The sequence below is a fragment of the Vibrio sp. LQ2 genome, assembly GCF_023920125.1.
In the GTDB taxonomy this organism is placed as follows: Bacteria; Pseudomonadota; Gammaproteobacteria; order Enterobacterales; family Vibrionaceae; genus Vibrio; species Vibrio fluvialis.
In genome coordinates this window covers 2,718,064-2,734,362 of record NZ_CP085308.1, presented here as the reverse complement: position 1 = coordinate 2,734,362, position 16,299 = coordinate 2,718,064, and the positions used below count along the sequence as shown (strand labels likewise).

Genomic DNA, 16,299 nt, shown 5'->3' with positions numbered 1-16,299 from the left:
GCAATAAAAAATCAGGCAACCCGAGGGTTGCCTGATTGGCGTCTGTGTCTTGCTGTTGGTTTAATTATATTGCTTGAGTTACAACGTCACTCCGCTCTTGAACACCGCGATTTCGCGAAAGTCGTTCAGTTCATTGCGGGTCGGCTCGCCATTGACGAAATCGGCAACTTTGGCGACAAATTGTTCCAGCAGCAAGTCCATCGAGGCGCCTTCAACCAATGCACCGGCGTTGAAATCGATCCAGTGTGGTTTGCGTCTTGCCAAATCGCTGTTGGTCGCAAGTTTCAAGGTCGGCACCGGGCCGCCATACGGGGTGCCGCGTCCGGTGCTGAACAGCACCATGTGACAACCCGCCATTGCCAAGGCGGAGGTGGCAATCGCATCGTTACCCGGCGCGCTGAGCAAATTTAACCCCGGTTTCGATAACCGCTCGCCATAGCGCAGTACATCCATCACTTGGCTGCGACCTGCTTTTTGCGTGCAGCCGAGTGATTTCTCTTCCAGCGTGGAAATGCCACCCGCTTTGTTGCCCGGTGAGGGGTTCTCGTAAATCGGTTGTTTGTGGTCGATGAAATACTGTTTGAAATCGTTGATCATCTTCACCGTCTGCTCGAAGGTGGTTTTGTCGGCGCAGCGGCTCATGAGGATGTGTTCGGCGCCAAACATCTCCGGCACTTCGGTCAGCACCGTGGTGCCGCCATGTGTCACCAAGTAATCGGAGAAACGCCCCAGCAATGGGTTGGCGGTGATGCCTGAAAATCCATCTGAGCCGCCGCATTCCAAGCCAAAGCGCACTTCGCTCAGATAGCCCGGCTCACGTTGATCGCTTGCCATTTTGTCGAGCAGTTTCTTCATCAGCGCAACGCCGGTTTCCACTTCATCATCGTGTTTTTGGCAGATCATGAATTCCACCCGCTCCGGGTCGAAATCGCCGAGCGAGTCACGAAACGCATTCACTTGGTTGTTTTCACAGCCAAGGCCGACGACCAGAACCCCGCCTGCGTTGGGATGTTTGACCAGATTCTGCAACAGCACCTTGGTGTTGTTGTGGTCATTGCCCAGTTGCGAGCAGCCATATTGATGGGTGAAGACCTGAATGCCGTCGATGTGGGACAGATCCACCTCGGCTTCGACCTGCTTTTTCATCATCTTGGCCATGGCATTGACGCAGCCCACGGTCGGAATGATCCACAGTTCGTTGCGAATGCCGACGCTGCCATTGGCGCGGCGATAGAGCGACACTGGCGTATTGACCAGTGTGCTGCTGACCGACTGAAAATCGGGCTGGTAGTCGTAGTCGTTCAGGTCGCTGAGGTTGGTGCGAATGTTGTCTTGATACACTCGTTGCCCGATGGCAATTGGCGCCAAAGCGTGACCAATTGGCGCGCCGTACTTGATCACCCGATCGTTTGGCGCGAAATCCTTCAGTGCTACTTTGTGCGCTTGCGGAATGGCTTCCAGCAACGTGATTGGTTGACCATCGAGTTCAACGGTCAACCCTGCGTCCAAATCGTGCAGTGCCACGGCGACATTATCGCTCGGATGAATTTTGAGTAATGGATTCACAAGCTTCCCCTTAACAACGGCTGAGTGCGTCTCGCATGCCTTGCGCGCAAATGCGTGCAACGTGCGCCGTCACGCATTCTGCCAGCCCCGGAACGCGGGTGAGGTCGGTTTCCCAGTGCGCGGCATTGCTCAATACGCCGTCAACCAGTTCGCGGTGGCTGCTTTCGCCCCGTTCGACTTTTGGCCATTCGCTGGCAAAGAAATCGAGCCAAGGCTGGTCATCGGCGAGGGCGTATTCGCCCTCGGCGCGTTGCCCGCGATAGAAGGTGATGAGGGCTGCCAGCGCGAAGCTCAGGTAACGCGGCAGTTGACCTTGTGTCTGCTGGTAGGTGAGCAACTGCGGCAGAATACGCGTTTTGAATTTGGTCATGCTGTTGAGCGCAATCGACAATAACAAATGCTTGATGTACGGGTTTTTGAAGCGGTATTCGACATCGCGCGCAAAGGCGTGCAGTTCATCTTTTGGCAACGACAAGGTCGGAATGATTTCGTCAAACATCACGGCTTTGAGGTACGCGGCGATCTGCTCGTCTTGCATGCTGTCGCCCACCGTATCGATGCCAGCCTGAAACGCCACCGGCACTAACGCGGTGTGCGCACCATTCAAAATGGCGACTTTACGCTCTTTGTATGGCTTGATCTCGTCAACAATTTTGATATTCAGTGCCTGTTCATCGCTCAGTTGCTCAAGACACAGGGCTTGATTCAGCCATTGCGGGCCTTGAATCACGAACAAGTAGAAGTTCTCTGCGCTGACCATAAAGGTGTCGCGGTAATTGAGTTCCGCTTCCAAAGCGGCCACTTCATCTTTCGGATAGCCAGTAACAATGCGATCCACCAAAGTGGAGCAGAACGTATTGGCACTTTCCACCCAGTCACGAAACGCCGCAGGTAGAGCCCAAAGGTCGATGTAACGCAGCACGATGGCTTTGAGCGCTTCGCCGTTGTAATCAATCAGCTCGCAAGGAATGAGGATCCAGCCTTTGTCTTGCGCGCCGTCAAAGTGATTGAAGCGCTCCCACAACATGCGGGTCAATTTAGCCGGGTAGCTGCTGGGGGGCAAATCGCCCAGTTGATCGCTGTCGACAAACGCAATGCCGGCCTCGGTGGTATTGGAAAACACAAACTCAATGTCTGGGTTTTTCGCGCGTTCCAGAATCGTTTCGAATTCGCGGTACGCCGATAACTCTTCGTTGACTGAATAGATGATGCGCGATTGAGACACCGCTTCGCCGGACTCATCCAGACCGCGAATCAACGTGGTGTACAAGCCATGTTGCGTATTGAGACTGGGTGGAAACTCGCCGCCAATTGGGCGAATGACACTGACGCCGGCGTTGAAGTCGGTGTGTTGGTTTAACTGGTCAATTTGCCAGTCCAAGAATGCGCGCAGAAAGTTGCCCTCACCAAACTGAATGATTTTGGTCGGATAAGACGGGCCGGGAAAAGTATCGCGATTAAGTTGTTTCATCATAAGTACCTGTTGGGGGCTGCCCAACCATGTGGCGGGCAGCGAATCTCGGGCGTTTAAACGTGGCAAAAGTGGATCACTTGTGCGTGATGCCAAAATAGTTTTTTGCGTTGTGGTAGCAGATGTCCGACACCATGCGGCTCAGCAAATCAAAGTCGGCTGGCGCTTCGCCGTTCTCCACCCATTGGCCAATCATCTGGCACAGAATGCGACGGAAGTATTCGTGGCGGGTATAAGAAAGGAAGCTGCGACTGTCGGTCAGCATGCCGACAAAACGGCTCAGCAAGCCCAGTTGCGCGAGCTGCGTCATCTGACGTTCCATGCCATCTTTTTGATCGTTGAACCACCAACCTGAGCCGAACTGAATCTTGCCTTCCACGCCGCCGCCCTGGAAGTTGCCACACATGGTCGCAATGACTTCGTTATCGCGTGGGTTCAAGCAATAAAGAATGGTTTTAGGCAGCGCGTCGTCACGGTCCAGCGCGTTCAGCAGTCGCGCCAGCGGCAGGGCCACTTCGCCGTCATTGATGGAATCGAAACCCGTGTCCGGGCCAAGCAGATTGAACATGCGTTGGTTGTTGTTGCGCAGTGCTCCGATGTGATACTGCTGCACCCAGCCGCGTTTGGCGTACTCTTTCCCCAGATAAACCAGCACAGCGGTTTTAAATTGCGCGGTTTCAAAGGGCGTCACTGCGCCGCCTGCAAGGCGTTTGGCTAAGATGGCATCGAGCTCTTGCTCGGTTGCGTCTTCGTAGCTCACCGTATCGAGCGCATGGTCAGTCACGCAGCAGCCGTGATCGGCGAAATGTTGCAAGCGTTTGTCCAGCGCCCGGCACAAATCGGCAAAGCGATGAATCTCAACGTCTGCCACTTCGGCCAGCGCTGCCATGTAATCGGCGAAGGTGTCGAGGTGGATGTTAAACGCTTTGTCCGGACGCCAGCTTGGCAGCATTTGTACCGGGAAGTCTTTATCTTCAGCGACACGTTTGTGCGCGCTCAAATCGTCAATCGGATCGTCGGTGGTACCGACCATTTCCACGTTCATCTTCTGCATGATCGCGCGCGCACTGAACTCTGGGCTGGCCAGCATTTCATTGCACTGATCCCAAACGCGCGGGGCGCTCTCTTCATTCAATACCATGCCTGTTATACCAAACGGACGACGCAATTCGAGGTGCGTCCAGTGGTAAATCGGGTTACCGATGGTAAACGGCACCGTGCGGGCAAAGGCCATGAATTTGTCTTTGTCTGATGCGTCACCAGTACACAGACGTTCGTCCACACCGTTACTGCGCATCGCGCGCCATTTGTAATGGTCGCCACGTAGCCAGATATCGGTCAGGTTCTGAAAACGATAGTCGTCGGCCACTTGTTGTGGTGGTAGGTGACAGTGGTAATCAATGATAGGCATGTCCGCGGCGACGTCGTGATACAGGCGACGCGCAAACTCGTTATGCAGCAGAAAATTCTCAGAGAGGAAAGTGGTCATGTCCTTAATCTCAGTTGTTATACCAATTTGGTTTTAAAGATACATCAGATGTCGACTTGTTCAAGAGTCTAACGAGGCTATAGAGCTATATTGTGTGTCCTGAGTCACGTTATTGGCGTTGCTTATTGTGTTTTTGTCGGTGGGATCTGATTTTTGAAAGTTGTTATACAAAAAGTAGTGTTTTTTGATCTCGTTTTGGTTTTTTCTATTTTCGACATGTAATATATGTTTTGCAATTAGTCAGACCAATTGAGGGCATTTCAGGACGAGAATGATGGCCCCACAAATGAAAAAAGATAAGACCCTGGTTTGAGTAATAAATATTGTGTGGCCGTTACCAGAAGAGAAACGCAATGATAATTGAGTTAATCAATGAGTACATAAACAGAGGGCTTCGCCTGCTGCTGACTCTATTTATGGCTGTGATGATCATCGCTGTGGTTTGGCAAGTCTTTACCCGTTTTGTGTTAAATGACCCGGCCAATTTCACCGATGAACTGTCACGTTATCTGCTTATTTGGATTGGGGTACTGGGAGGGGCGTATACCTTCTCAATCCGACGCCATCTGGCGCTGGAACTGCTTTCCTCAAGATACGGTGAAAAAGGAAGAAATGTTCTATCCATTCTGACCAACCTGATTGTGGTGATGTTATCAACGATAGCCTTTATCTACGGCGGTTATTTGTTGGTGAGCTCAACGATTGCAAACGGACAAATATCTCCGGGCATTGTGATTGGCGGAAAACATTTATTAATTGGCTATGTGTATTTGGTCGTGCCTATTTCCGGGGCACTGATCACCTATTTTGGTGTTCTGGATATTTTCAGAGCGATTTATTTTTTGACCCAAAATCGCAGTCATCACCGCGTATAAAGTCTCGCGTTAGGAACAGACATCATGACATTAACGGATTTGTTATTTTCACAAGAATTCCTGATGAACGCGCCGGATATGTTTTACGATATTTTCCCGGTGATCGTTCTGTTCGGAACGTTGGCGGTATTGCTGGTGCTTGGCGTGCCGATTGCTTTCTCAATCGGCCTGGCAGCGTTTCTGACCGTGTTTGTTGATTTCCCGATCGACAAAACCTCCATCCTGATTTCGCAAAAACTGGCCAATGGCCTCAACAACTTTGGTTTGTTAGCGCTGCCGTTCTTTATTGTCGCTGGCAACTTGATGAACCGGGGAGGGCTGGCCAGCCGCCTGATCAACTTTGCGATGTTATTTGGTGGCCGCCTTCCGGGTGCACTGTCGCACGTGAACGTGATTGCCAACATGATGTTTGGTGCGCTTTCAGGCTCGGCTACCGCTTCTGCTGCGGCCGTCGGTGGCATCATGCGTCCGCTGCAGGATAAGCACAAATACCCGGCAGACTTCTCGACCGCGATTAACGTATCGTCGTGCCCGGCGGGTTTGCTGATTCCGCCATCCAACATTCTTATTCTGTACGCCTTGGTCAGCTCGACCTCGGTGCAGTACCTGTTTATTGCGGGTTATCTGCCGGGCATTTTGATGGGGCTCGGCATCATGGTGGGCATTTTCCTGCTCGGGTCGAAGTACAACATTCCGCGCGAAAAATACGAGTTCAACGAAAAAGCCAGCAAAGTCATTTTGGATGCGCTGCCAAGCCTTGGTCTGGTGGTGATCATCATGGGCGGTATTCTGGCGGGTATTTTTACCGCGACGGAAGCCTCGGCGATTGCGGTGGTGTACAGCTTGCTACTTGGTTTTGCGTATAAAGAGCTGAAAACTGGCGACATCTTCCCGATTCTGGTCGACAGCGTGGTGACGACTTCCATCGTACTGCTGATGGTGGCGACGTCATCGGCGATGTCGTGGTCAATGGCGAATGCGGATATCCCGACGTTCATTTCCGATTTCATTCTGGAAGCGTCGAATAACCCAATCATGATCATTCTGCTGATGAACGTCATTCTGCTCATCATCGGCACCTTTATGGACATGACACCGGCGGTGCTGATTTTTACGCCGATCTTCCTGCCTATCGCAACGCAGATGGGCATCGACCCGATTCACTTTGGCATCATCATGGTGTTCAACCTGTGTATCGGTATCTGTACGCCTCCGGTCGGCACGGCGCTGTTCGTCGGCTGTAGTGTGTATGACACGAAATTAGGACAAGTGGTACCGAAACTGATTCCACTGTTCTTCATTATGATCATTACGTTAGCGATTGTTACGTTGATCCCTTCTCTATCTTTGTGGTTGCCGCATCTGGCTGGATATAACTATTAAAACCAATATAGGACTGTGAAATGAAAACGATGAACAAACTACTTTTGGCGTGCACGGTATCAACCCTGCTGGGCAGCAACGTGTATGCTGCCACCCTGAAATTGTCACATGCGCTGCCAACCGAACACCCGGTTCACCAATCGCTGGAGTACTTTGCGGATCAGGTGAAAAAAGAGGCCAATCTGCGCGTGAAAGTGTACCCGAACGGTACGTTGGGCGATGAGTCTGAAGGCTTGCAGATGGTGCAAAACGGTACAGTGGCGTTCACGAAAGCCAGTGCGGCGACGCTGAACACCTTTGCGCCTGACTACAAACTATTGTCGCTGCCATACCTGTATAAAGACCGCGCGCAATACGATGCGGTGCTCAATGGTCCGATTGGCGAAGAGATTCTTGCCTCATCACGTGATGCTGGCTTTATCGGCCTTGCGTTCCTGGATGCAGGTTCACGCAGCTTCTACACCAGCAAACCCATCAAAACGCCGGACGATTTGAAAGGCTTGAAGATTCGCGTGCAGAACTCGGCACTGTCCATCGATACCATCAAAGCGCTTGGTGGTACACCGGTGCCACTGCCATACGGCGAGCTATATTCTGCGATGCAGCAGGGCGTGGTGGATGGGGCAGAGAACAACGTGCCGTCATATTATTCATCACGTCACTATGAAGTGAAGAATGTGTTCTCGCGCGACAACCATACTATGGTGCCGGACGTACTGGTAATTTCAACCAGCGTATGGGACTCACTGACTGACGAGCAGCGTGAAGGCGTGCGTACAGCCGCGAAAGAGACGGTGAAAGTGCAGGAAGACAATTGGGCGAAATACGTTGAGAAAGCAACGCAGGATCTGAAGCAGCACAACGTCACGTTTGTGGAAAGCGATATCGCTAAGTTCCAGGCGGCGGTGCAACCTGTGTACGACAAGTTCAAAACGGACAACCCGGATTTGGTTCCGCTACTGGATCAGATTCAGTCTATCGACTAAACAGTGGCATAAACCCGAAACGAAAAAGGCACTGCTCAGCAGTGCCTTTTCTTTGCGCGTTACACCCGGGTTTAGAAATTAACCCAGGTCAGGCTTAGCATCAGAACCACCAATGAAGTGGCTGAAAACATTGCCAGCATGCCGAATAACTCGCGAAGGTTGATAGACCAAGATTGTTTTTTATCGTACATAACGTCACCTTAATCGACATAACTAAATGAGATTTTGGTCACACTTTACTCCTGTTTATGACGTGGATCAATAAATTTGCGTAATTTTTCATCAAAACAGGAGTGAAACACTGTGAATAGCCGTTTTATTGTAATTAAGTTACATTTAGGAGTGCCGAGAATTCTGCATTCGCCCTTAATTTGGTCATCCGTATAGGTGAAAAAGGGCAGTGGAATTTGGGCTAGAGGATTCAGATTGCTAGTTATTTGTACAATTAGTTAAATGAGAATGATTGTTGAATTCATTTTTATTGATATTGTTGGAAATATAAATAAGATAGCTTCCAGACTACTTTCTGACCCTCTTCGTTGATAAGGAAATAACAATGATAAAACGGCTGCTGACCCTGTTGCTGATTTCGTTTGCACCGCAGGTATTTGCTCAAGTGACGACGGTGACTGACGTCCTTGATCGTCAAGTGACGCTGGATCTTCCGGCAAAACGCGTTGTGCTGGGCTTCTACGGGGAAGACTACATGGCGATCGGTACCGAAAAATCCTTTGATAACGTGGTGGGTATGTCGAAAGGGATTTGGGAGAAGTGGCGTCCTGCTAACTGGGCGATGTATGTTGCGCACCGTCCGTCATTGGAAACACTGCCAGACGTTGGCAAAGTGGACACACAAACGTTCTCGGTAGAGAAGGTTATTAGCCTCAATCCGGATTTGCTGGTCCTGGCTGACTGGCAGTTCAAAGGCCTTGGCAACGATGTCAACCGCATTGAAGACGCTGGCATTCCGGTGATTGTGATTGACTACAACGCACAGACCGTTGAACGTCACGTACAAAGCACCCTGATCATCGGCCAGATCACCGGTCAGGAAGTGCGCGCGGAGAAAATCGCGAAACAATATCAGGACATGGTTCAGCTGGTGGCGGATCGTCTGGCCAAAGCGAACCTGCCTAAACCAACCATTTACGCAGAATTTGGTTTTCCTGGCACCAAAGAGTACGGCTACACCTTCGGTAAAAACATGTGGGGTGCGATGTCGGAAATGGCAGGCGGTGAAAACATCTCTAAACCGTTTGTCGAGTGGTGGGGTCACCTCAACCCAGAGCAGGTTCTGGCTGCTCAGCCGGATGTACTGCTGATCACCGGCTATGAATTTGGCGGTGCTGATGATGCGATGGTGATTGGTCAGGACGTTGACCGCGCGACCGCGCTGGCTCGCCTGAAAGGTTACAAACAGCGCCTGGGATGGGATAGCCTGCCTGCGGTGAAAAACAACCGCATGATCAGTATCTACCACGGTGCGTGCCGCAGTATTCTCGATGGCCCGATGATTCAGTTCATCGCCAAAGCGCTGTACCCGGATTTGTTCAATGATCTCGACCCGGAAGCGGAATACATCAACTTCTATAAAGAGTACCTACCGGTGACACCAACCGGCACCTTTGCGGTTTCTCTTTCTGAATAATTCTTAGCGGCACTTTCATGTGCCGCTTGCTCTTTGTGTAATCAGGTAATGTGACATGCAATCCGCGATACTTTTACAAGCGATTGAACAACAACGAAAGAGTGAGCGCCGCCGCTGGGTGGTGCTTTGTGCTTTTGGCACCATTTTATTGGCTTCCTTTGTGCTCGATATCATGACTGGCCCATCGATGCTGGATGCATCGCGCGTGCTGAATGCGCTGCTGGAATTTATCGGTCTGCCATTTCAGGTTGATGGTTCAACCCGCGTGATTGTTACCAACCTGCGTTTGCCAATTGCGCTGATGGCGATCATTGTCGGTGGCTCGCTCGGGGTTGGCGGCGCAGAAATGCAGACGCTGCTCAATAACCCGATGGCCAGTCCGTACACACTGGGCATGGCTGCGGCGGCAGGCTTTGGTGCGGCGCTGATGCTCTACATCGGTTCGCTGGGCATGGACAGCCATTATGCGGTGCCGCTGGGCGCATTCTTGTGCTGTATGTTGTCGGCCTGTTTTCTGTTTGCTTTGGCCTCCATGCGTCACATTACGTCAGGCCAGTTGATTCTGGCGGGGATTGCGTTGCTGTTTCTGTTTCAGTCGCTGTTGTCGCTGGTCCAGTTCATCGCCTCACCGGAGCTGAGCCAACAAATTCTGTTCTGGCTGTTTGGCAGTCTGTCGAAAGCGACGTGGAGCAACTTAACCATCACCGCTGTGGTGGTGATGGGCGGTTTTGCTCTGCTGATGCGGGATTCGTGGAAACTGACGGCGCTGCGGTTGGGCGAAGAGCGCGCAAAAAGCGTCGGTGTGAACGTGCAGCGCCTGCGCCTTAAAATTCTGTTTATCGTGGCGGTAATGACGGCAACCGTAACCAGTTTTGTCGGCATTATTGGCTTTATCGGCATTGTGGCACCCAACATCGCTAAAATTCTGGTGGGCGAAGATCAACGCTTCTTCCTGCCACTTTCATTCCTAATCGGCGCATTTTTGCTTTCAACGGCTTCCGTGTTGTCAAAAGTGATTGTGCCGGGCGCGCTGTTTCCCATCGGGATTGTGACGGCAATTATCGGCGTGCCATTCTTCTTCTGGCTGATCGTGGCGAAGCGAGGTTAATCATGCTGAAGGCTGACACACTCAATATTCAGATTGGCTCGCTGACGCTGGCGCGTGACATGAGTTTTACGTTGCAACCTGGGCAGGTGACGGCGATCCTTGGTCCGAATGGCACGGGTAAAAGTACGCTGCTGAAAACGCTGTTTGGCGATATCAAACTCAACAGTGGCACGATTTCGCATCAACACGATCAACTGAGCATCAAATCACTGCCGCACTGGCGCTCACGTTTTGGCTACATGCCTCAGGATATTCACCTCGACATCAACCTCACCGTGATTGAAGTGGTGCTGCTGGGCAAGTTGGATGCCCTGAGCCTGCGAGTGGACGACACCATGCTGCGCGGCGCGCTGGAAATTCTGGAAAGCATGGGCTTGTCTCATCTGGCGAACCGCGATGTGCGCACGCTCAGTGGTGGTCAGTGTCAGATGATTCTGTTTGCGCAGGCGCTGATGCGTGACCCACAAATTCTGATGCTCGACGAACCGGTCAGCGCGCTGGATCTTCATCACCAGCACGTGCTGCTGGATCATCTGGTGACGCAAACCCGCGAGCAGCAATACATCACGCTGATGGTGCTGCACGACCTCAACCTGGCGGCGCAGTATGCTGATAATCTGCTGGTGCTGAAACAGGGTGAACTGGTGGCCTGCGGGCATCCCAAGCAGGTGCTGACTTCTGAGCTGGTGCAAGATATTTATAACGTCGAGGCGCAAGTCATCACCGATGAACACGGTGTGCCTTTTGTGCGTACGCTGCGTTCGAAAAAGGTCGCGTAAATGAAGCTGTATCATTTCGTCAAGGACTGGCGATTGCTCTCTGCCGCTGGCCGGGTGCTGGTGTTTAACAGTTTCAGTTTCAACCTCGGGTTTTACATGCTGCTGCCTTATCTGGCAGAGCATTTGCAAAACCTCGGTTTCAGCGGTTGGTATATCGGTTTAATCATCGGCCTGCGTGTGCTTAGTCAGCAGGGGCTGTTTCTGATTGGCGGCACGCTGGGTGACAAGTTCGGCTATAAACCGATGATCCTGTGTGGCTGCGCCGTTCGCATTGTGGGTTTCTTTTTACTTGGGATCAGCGACAGCTTTGCGGCGATTCTTGTTGGTGCGTTTTGCACCGGCTTTGCTGGCGCGCTGTTTACGCCCAGCAGTCAGGCGTATTTGTCCTCGGAATACCCGAACGCTCGCGAGCGTAACCGAGTGTTTGCTTTGCAGAATCTGGCCAGTGAAGCGGGGATGTTGCTGGGCCCACTGATTGGTCTGACGTTGTTCTCGGTCAGCTTTATGTGGGTCGGACTCTCGGCGGCAGGCGTGTTCTTCATTCTGCTTCTGCTGCAATGGTATTACCTGCCGAAAGACGTTCACGCCCCGGCGGCGACAGAAAAACAGCTGTTCCTGCTCGATTGGTGGGCGATGCTGAAAAACAAACCCTTCATGCGTTTTGTGTTCGCTGCGTGCGTCTATCAAATCCTGTTTCATCAGTTGTACCTGTCTATTCCGCATCAGGCTCGGGTTCAGACTGGCGATCCGTCGGTGATCACATGGGTATTTATGGTGTCGTCATTGATGGGCGTGTTGTTGCAACTGCCGGTCAGTCACTGGGTGGACAAACAGCTTGGTATCGCCAAAGGGATGGGGATTGGCATGGCGTTGATGGGCAGTGCATTTCTGGCGCTGAATCTGCACTTTGCGCCGTGGCCACCATTGCCGTTTGTGCTGTGCGCGATACTGCTCAGCTCCGGTTCAATGATGGTTTATCCGCTGATTGGTGCCTACGTGCCACGCTTCGCCACGCCGTCCAAATTGGCCAGTTATTACGGCCTCTATTCTTGTATCGGCGGCTTTTTTGCATTTGCGGGAAACTGGGGAGCGGGTTGGCTGCTGGATTTACCGCAGTTTCCATCCGGTTGGTTGTGGCTGACCTTCGCCGTGCTCGGCGCGTTGTCCGGTATCGGACTGTATGTTCAGGTCAGCAAGCAGCAGGGATCGGAGCCGGAACTGGCGTGAGTTTGCGTTTAACGCAGGCTCATAGGCCGGCATTAAACGCGCTCATACTGGTGACGATACAATCTCTCATCTCTCGAATGGAGGCACTGAGCGGCCTGCCTTTTCGAATCACCAGATCAACGGAGGTGTCCAGAGTGTGCATACCTTCAATATCGATAGCCACAAAGGACTGATTTTTCAGCTCTTTCGTCACGCAGACTTTCGGCAGTAACGTTCCGCCAAGCCCGGCCTCGACGTAGCTCTTGAGCGCTTCAAACGAGTTACACAGCAGAATCTCTTTGAGGCGAATTTCCTGCCGCGCCTCATAAAGATTGATGGCACGTCTTATGCTGAAACTTTCATTGAGCAGCGCGAGCGGGATCTCCGCGAGTTGTGTAGGCGAGCAGAGCTGAATGTTTGCCCATGGACTCTGCGGCGGTACAAGCAGGCTCAGCTCCTGAAACGGACAGGAGAACAGGACATCCACCTTGGTATCCTGAGGCGCGTTCAGCAAAATGCCGATATCGGCTTCCTCGCTCTTAATGCCTTCGATGACGTCATCTCCGCCACCGACCTGCAGGATCAGTTTGACGCCCGGATGGCGGTGAGAAAATTGTGCGATGGCATGATTGATGAGGTCCGGAATAAAACCGCCTCCCACAGAAAGGCGCAGCGTTCCGGTTTGCAGATGCTCGATTTCAGACAGGTCGGACACCAGATCATTTTTCCGTTGGTTGATGTCCTGAATGTACTCGGCTAAGCGAAGGCCGGACTGAGTAAGATTGACGCCACGGCCAATCCGATCCATCAGACGGACGTTAAGCTGAGCTTCAAGTTGCGACACTTTTCGACTGATTGCAGAAGGTGAAACGTGCAGCACTTCTGAGGCTGCACGAATACTTTTCGTTTTTGCGACCACTTCAAAATACTTCAGTGCTCTTTCGTCCATACGTTCCTTCGCTGAGTACGATTAATCGGCTAACAAATGTTGAACCAGTTTAACCCAGAAGTTGGCACCGATAGGTAGTACCTCATCATTAAAGTCGTAATTCGGGCTGTGCAGATTGTGCGAGTGGTTGTCGCTGCCGTTGCCGAGCCAAATGTAAGCACCGGGCAGTTTTTCCAGCATAAAGGCAAAATCTTCGCCGCCCATGCTCGCGGGTGGGTTCACATGAACTTGCTGAATCTCAGGCATGGATTCAAGCACGCGCTGACACTTCTCCGCTTCCGGCTGAGTGTTGATGGTCGCCGGGTAGCGACGTGAATAGAGAATATCAGCTTTACAGCCTTGCGCTTTTGCAATCCCTCTGACCACATCCAACATGCGTGTTTCAATCAAGTCTCGCACCTTTGGGCAGAAAGAGCGTGTTGTGCCTTTCAATGTCACTTCTTCCGGAATCACGTTGTAAGCGTGGCCTCCATGAACCTGAGTCACGCTGATCACACCGGATTTTTGCGGGTCAAGATTGCGGCTGATGATGCCTTGTAGCGCGTTGATAATCAGGCTGGCAGTGTAAACAGGATCGACCGTATCATGCGGCATGGCGCCATGTCCGCCTACGCCTTTAATTGTGATATCAAACGTATCGAAAGCGGCCATCACCGCGCCATAATGCACCGCGGCCTGACCCGCTGGCAGTGCAGGCCAGTTGTGCAGGCCATACACTTCCTGCATCGGGAAACGTTCGAACAAGCCATCTTCAATCATCGCTTTAGCGCCTGCTTCGTTCTCTTCCGCCGGTTGGAAAATGAAGTGGACAGTACCTTTGAAATCGGGATTTTTGGACAAGGAGACGGCTGCACCCAGCAGCATGGTAGTATGACCGTCATGACCGCACGCGTGCATTTTGCCGTGATGCTTAGAGCAGTGATCAAAGGCATTCATTTCTACGACATCGAGCGCATCCATATCCGCTCTCAGGCCGATGGTCGGCCCGTCGCCCTGATTGCCATGCAGTGTCGCGACAATACCTGTGCCTCCGAGCCCGCGTTCGATTTGCAAACCGAGTTCGCTCAGGATGGAGGCGATGGTATCGGACGTACGAAACTCTTCATAAGCCGTTTCTGGGTGGGCATGGAGATCGCGTCTCCAGGCAATCAGTTGTTGGTGTTCTTTTGAGTTCTGATCAATATATTGAGTCATCATTTTTCACATCTTGATTATGTGCACTTCGATCAGTGGCTGACGTGTTGAAATAGATTGTTGATTTGACGTTGCAGGGCGTTGGCTATTTTGATTCGCCATCGCACTGCAGCGCCAAATCGTTGAGCATGGTGATGAATAATTAATTATAGAGCTATATTCGCAATGATAGCGGAACCTAAATATGTCCCGGTAAAGACTAGCAGAGCGATAATAACAACTTTCCCGCCGGCTGACTTAAACGTCGTGACCTCTTGTTTGCTGATGGCTAAACCTGCGTATGCTAATACCGGGCTGACCAAACTTAAGAAATTAATTTCTTTTACGTAGGTCAGAATAAATTCAGATACCGGAGAGGCTGGCATGGTCAGTATTACACTGACCAATGACAACCAGGCGACCGATGGCAAATAAAACGGCATCACTTTGGCCAGAAATAAACCAGCCATAACCATGCCAAATATAATGATCATACCGGGTAGGGCGGAGAGGGGTGTAATTCCGGTTCCGGTCCAGTTACTGATCAGGGCGATAATACACACAATGACCAGTACCATCGCGTAATCAATCAGGTTGATGTTTGCGTTAACGTTTTTTGCGGTAGCTGCATTAGACATTGAGGTCACTCCCTTGAGCTGCGGATGAACGGACTGGCTGATTCTTGGTCAGAAGACGGTACATTTTCTCGGTCAGCGGCAGTGCGATAAACAAGCCGACAAACAGACCCGTCGCATTGGTCAACAAGTTACTGGCTCCCGCCAGTGCTAAGATTTCATCTTTCATTTCAGGAATAGAAGCGCCGAGTGCAGCCGAGCAAGCGGCGGTCATACTGCCACTGCCAACCCCACATGCCATGGCAAGGGCGCGCGGATCAAACCAGTTGGTCGACGCAAGCAAGGAAGCCAGCAGACCAAAATAGAGCGTGCCAAACATGGTACCCATCACATAGACGCCCATGACGCCGATACCTTCCGGGCTTTTGAGGCCATATTTATCCGAAATCAGGGCGATATTCGGTTCACGGGCAATCGAGAAACAGGCACCGACCGATTCACGTCCCATCTTCAATACCAGAATCGCAACAGGCATCGCAATTAATATCGTGCCAAGGTTTCCCAGTTCCTGAAATATCATCGCTGGACCAATTTCTAATATTTTATTCAGTGATGGCCCGATCAATGTGCCGAATTTAGCCAGAAAAGGTAAAACGGAAATAATGATAATGGGTGTGGCTTTTTCAGCGGCTTTTGTACTCATGACCGCTTTGGCCTTTTTAACCACGTTCGGGTTGAGCAACAGACCAAAAATAAAAGCATAGAACAGCGGTAATAACACTACGCTGCTGCTTCCCAGTGGCACTTTAATTATTCCGATCAGTTCGGCAACCACCGATATTGCCACGACGGTCAGATGTAGCCGCCAGTTTCCCAGCTGGCCTTTTAAACTATCCATAGCTTGCTTCCTTATTTGATTTTTTATTTCCATAGTAAAACCGTGCTCAATGATTTAACCATAAATAAATTGTTGGAACTAATGATATAAAACCAACGATTTGTTCTAAAAAAGGCAACACAAGATATGATTCTGTTGCTTTGTGTAGCAATGCAAACGTTTACTTGGCTTTGAATCGTAAGATAGGATAAAT

Annotated in this window: 14 protein-coding genes; 7 read left to right on the top strand and 7 right to left on the bottom strand. The window is 51.3% G+C overall.

Features of this window, described 5'->3' with window-relative positions; genetic code table 11:
- Positions 1–78: 78 nt before the first annotated feature.
- From LGV68_RS12875 to uxaC, 3 genes are all read right to left on the bottom strand, one after another.
- Positions 79–1,566, bottom strand: a complete 1,488-nt coding sequence (locus tag LGV68_RS12875; RefSeq protein WP_252535367.1) for an altronate dehydratase family protein — start codon at positions 1,564–1,566, stop codon at positions 79–81.
- Positions 1,567–1,576: 10 nt separating this feature from the next.
- On the bottom strand, positions 1,577–3,040 hold the full coding sequence (locus tag LGV68_RS12870; protein ID WP_289781531.1) for a tagaturonate reductase: 1,464 nt from the start codon (positions 3,038–3,040) through the stop codon (positions 1,577–1,579).
- A gap of 73 nt (positions 3,041–3,113) precedes the next feature.
- Positions 3,114–4,526, bottom strand: a complete 1,413-nt coding sequence (uxaC, locus tag LGV68_RS12865) for a glucuronate isomerase (RefSeq protein ID WP_222747166.1) — start codon at positions 4,524–4,526, stop codon at positions 3,114–3,116.
- A gap of 353 nt (positions 4,527–4,879) precedes the next feature.
- On the opposite strand from uxaC, the gene LGV68_RS12860 reads away from it, so the two are divergent.
- From LGV68_RS12860 to LGV68_RS12830, 7 genes are all read left to right on the top strand, one after another.
- A complete protein-coding gene (locus LGV68_RS12860) occupies positions 4,880–5,401 on the top strand; it encodes a TRAP transporter small permease (RefSeq protein ID WP_020328290.1) in 522 nt (173 codons plus the stop codon).
- Between the two features lie 78 nt (positions 5,402–5,479).
- Positions 5,480–6,784 (top strand): TRAP transporter large permease, encoded by a 1,305-nt coding sequence (locus tag LGV68_RS12855; protein ID WP_032082101.1) that lies wholly within the window; start codon positions 5,480–5,482, stop codon positions 6,782–6,784.
- A gap of 20 nt (positions 6,785–6,804) precedes the next feature.
- Positions 6,805–7,770 carry a TRAP transporter substrate-binding protein gene (locus LGV68_RS12850; protein WP_020328292.1) on the top strand — a complete coding sequence of 322 codons (966 nt, stop codon included), beginning with the start codon at positions 6,805–6,807 and terminating at the stop codon, positions 7,768–7,770.
- Positions 7,771–8,326: 556 nt separating this feature from the next.
- Positions 8,327–9,418, top strand: a complete 1,092-nt coding sequence (locus LGV68_RS12845) for an ABC transporter substrate-binding protein (protein ID WP_252535365.1) — start codon at positions 8,327–8,329, stop codon at positions 9,416–9,418.
- A 55-nt stretch (positions 9,419–9,473) separates the two neighbouring features.
- Positions 9,474–10,526 (top strand): iron ABC transporter permease, encoded by a 1,053-nt coding sequence (locus tag LGV68_RS12840; protein WP_032082069.1) that lies wholly within the window; start codon positions 9,474–9,476, stop codon positions 10,524–10,526.
- 2 nt (positions 10,527–10,528) lie between these two features.
- On the top strand, positions 10,529–11,305 hold the full coding sequence (locus LGV68_RS12835; protein ID WP_020328297.1) for an ABC transporter ATP-binding protein: 777 nt from the start codon (positions 10,529–10,531) through the stop codon (positions 11,303–11,305).
- Positions 11,306–12,532 (top strand): MFS transporter, encoded by a 1,227-nt coding sequence (locus LGV68_RS12830; protein WP_252535363.1) that lies wholly within the window; start codon positions 11,306–11,308, stop codon positions 12,530–12,532.
- 19 nt (positions 12,533–12,551) lie between these two features.
- Here the strand turns inward: LGV68_RS12830 and LGV68_RS12825 are convergent, their stop codons facing one another.
- From LGV68_RS12825 to LGV68_RS12810, 4 genes are all read right to left on the bottom strand, one after another.
- A complete protein-coding gene (locus tag LGV68_RS12825) occupies positions 12,552–13,460 on the bottom strand; it encodes a LysR family transcriptional regulator (RefSeq protein ID WP_055453740.1) in 909 nt (302 codons plus the stop codon).
- Positions 13,461–13,481: 21 nt separating this feature from the next.
- Positions 13,482–14,657 (bottom strand): M20 aminoacylase family protein, encoded by a 1,176-nt coding sequence (locus tag LGV68_RS12820; protein ID WP_081035218.1) that lies wholly within the window; start codon positions 14,655–14,657, stop codon positions 13,482–13,484.
- Between the two features lie 143 nt (positions 14,658–14,800).
- Complete coding sequence (locus LGV68_RS12815; protein WP_222756670.1) at positions 14,801–15,271, bottom strand: hypothetical protein; 471 nt, start codon at positions 15,269–15,271, stop codon at positions 14,801–14,803.
- On the bottom strand, positions 15,264–16,106 hold the full coding sequence (locus LGV68_RS12810; RefSeq protein WP_047460777.1) for a DUF3100 domain-containing protein: 843 nt from the start codon (positions 16,104–16,106) through the stop codon (positions 15,264–15,266). The genes LGV68_RS12815 and LGV68_RS12810 overlap by 8 nt, the downstream gene beginning before the upstream one ends.
- Between the last annotated feature and the right edge of the window lie 193 nt (positions 16,107–16,299).

Excerpts from the sequence above, each read along its gene's own strand:
- LGV68_RS12870 (WP_289781531.1), bottom strand. The coding sequence starts at position 3,040 with ATGATGAAACAACTTAATCGCGATACTTTTCCCGGCCCGTCTTATCCG.
- uxaC (WP_222747166.1), bottom strand. The coding sequence starts at position 4,526 with ATGACCACTTTCCTCTCTGAGAATTTTCTGCTGCATAACGAGTTTGCG.
- LGV68_RS12860 (WP_020328290.1), top strand. The coding sequence starts at position 4,880 with ATGATAATTGAGTTAATCAATGAGTACATAAACAGAGGGCTTCGCCTG.
- LGV68_RS12855 (WP_032082101.1), top strand. The coding sequence starts at position 5,480 with ATGTTTTACGATATTTTCCCGGTGATCGTTCTGTTCGGAACGTTGGCG.
- LGV68_RS12850 (WP_020328292.1), top strand. The coding sequence starts at position 6,805 with ATGAAAACGATGAACAAACTACTTTTGGCGTGCACGGTATCAACCCTG.
- LGV68_RS12845 (WP_252535365.1), top strand. The coding sequence starts at position 8,327 with ATGATAAAACGGCTGCTGACCCTGTTGCTGATTTCGTTTGCACCGCAG.
- LGV68_RS12840 (WP_032082069.1), top strand. The coding sequence starts at position 9,474 with ATGCAATCCGCGATACTTTTACAAGCGATTGAACAACAACGAAAGAGT.
- LGV68_RS12835 (WP_020328297.1), top strand. The coding sequence starts at position 10,529 with ATGCTGAAGGCTGACACACTCAATATTCAGATTGGCTCGCTGACGCTG.
- LGV68_RS12830 (WP_252535363.1), top strand. The coding sequence starts at position 11,306 with ATGAAGCTGTATCATTTCGTCAAGGACTGGCGATTGCTCTCTGCCGCT.
- LGV68_RS12825 (WP_055453740.1), bottom strand. The coding sequence starts at position 13,460 with ATGGACGAAAGAGCACTGAAGTATTTTGAAGTGGTCGCAAAAACGAAA.
- LGV68_RS12820 (WP_081035218.1), bottom strand. The coding sequence starts at position 14,657 with ATGATGACTCAATATATTGATCAGAACTCAAAAGAACACCAACAACTG.
- LGV68_RS12815 (WP_222756670.1), bottom strand. The coding sequence starts at position 15,271 with ATGTCTAATGCAGCTACCGCAAAAAACGTTAACGCAAACATCAACCTG.
- LGV68_RS12810 (WP_047460777.1), bottom strand. The coding sequence starts at position 16,106 with ATGGATAGTTTAAAAGGCCAGCTGGGAAACTGGCGGCTACATCTGACC.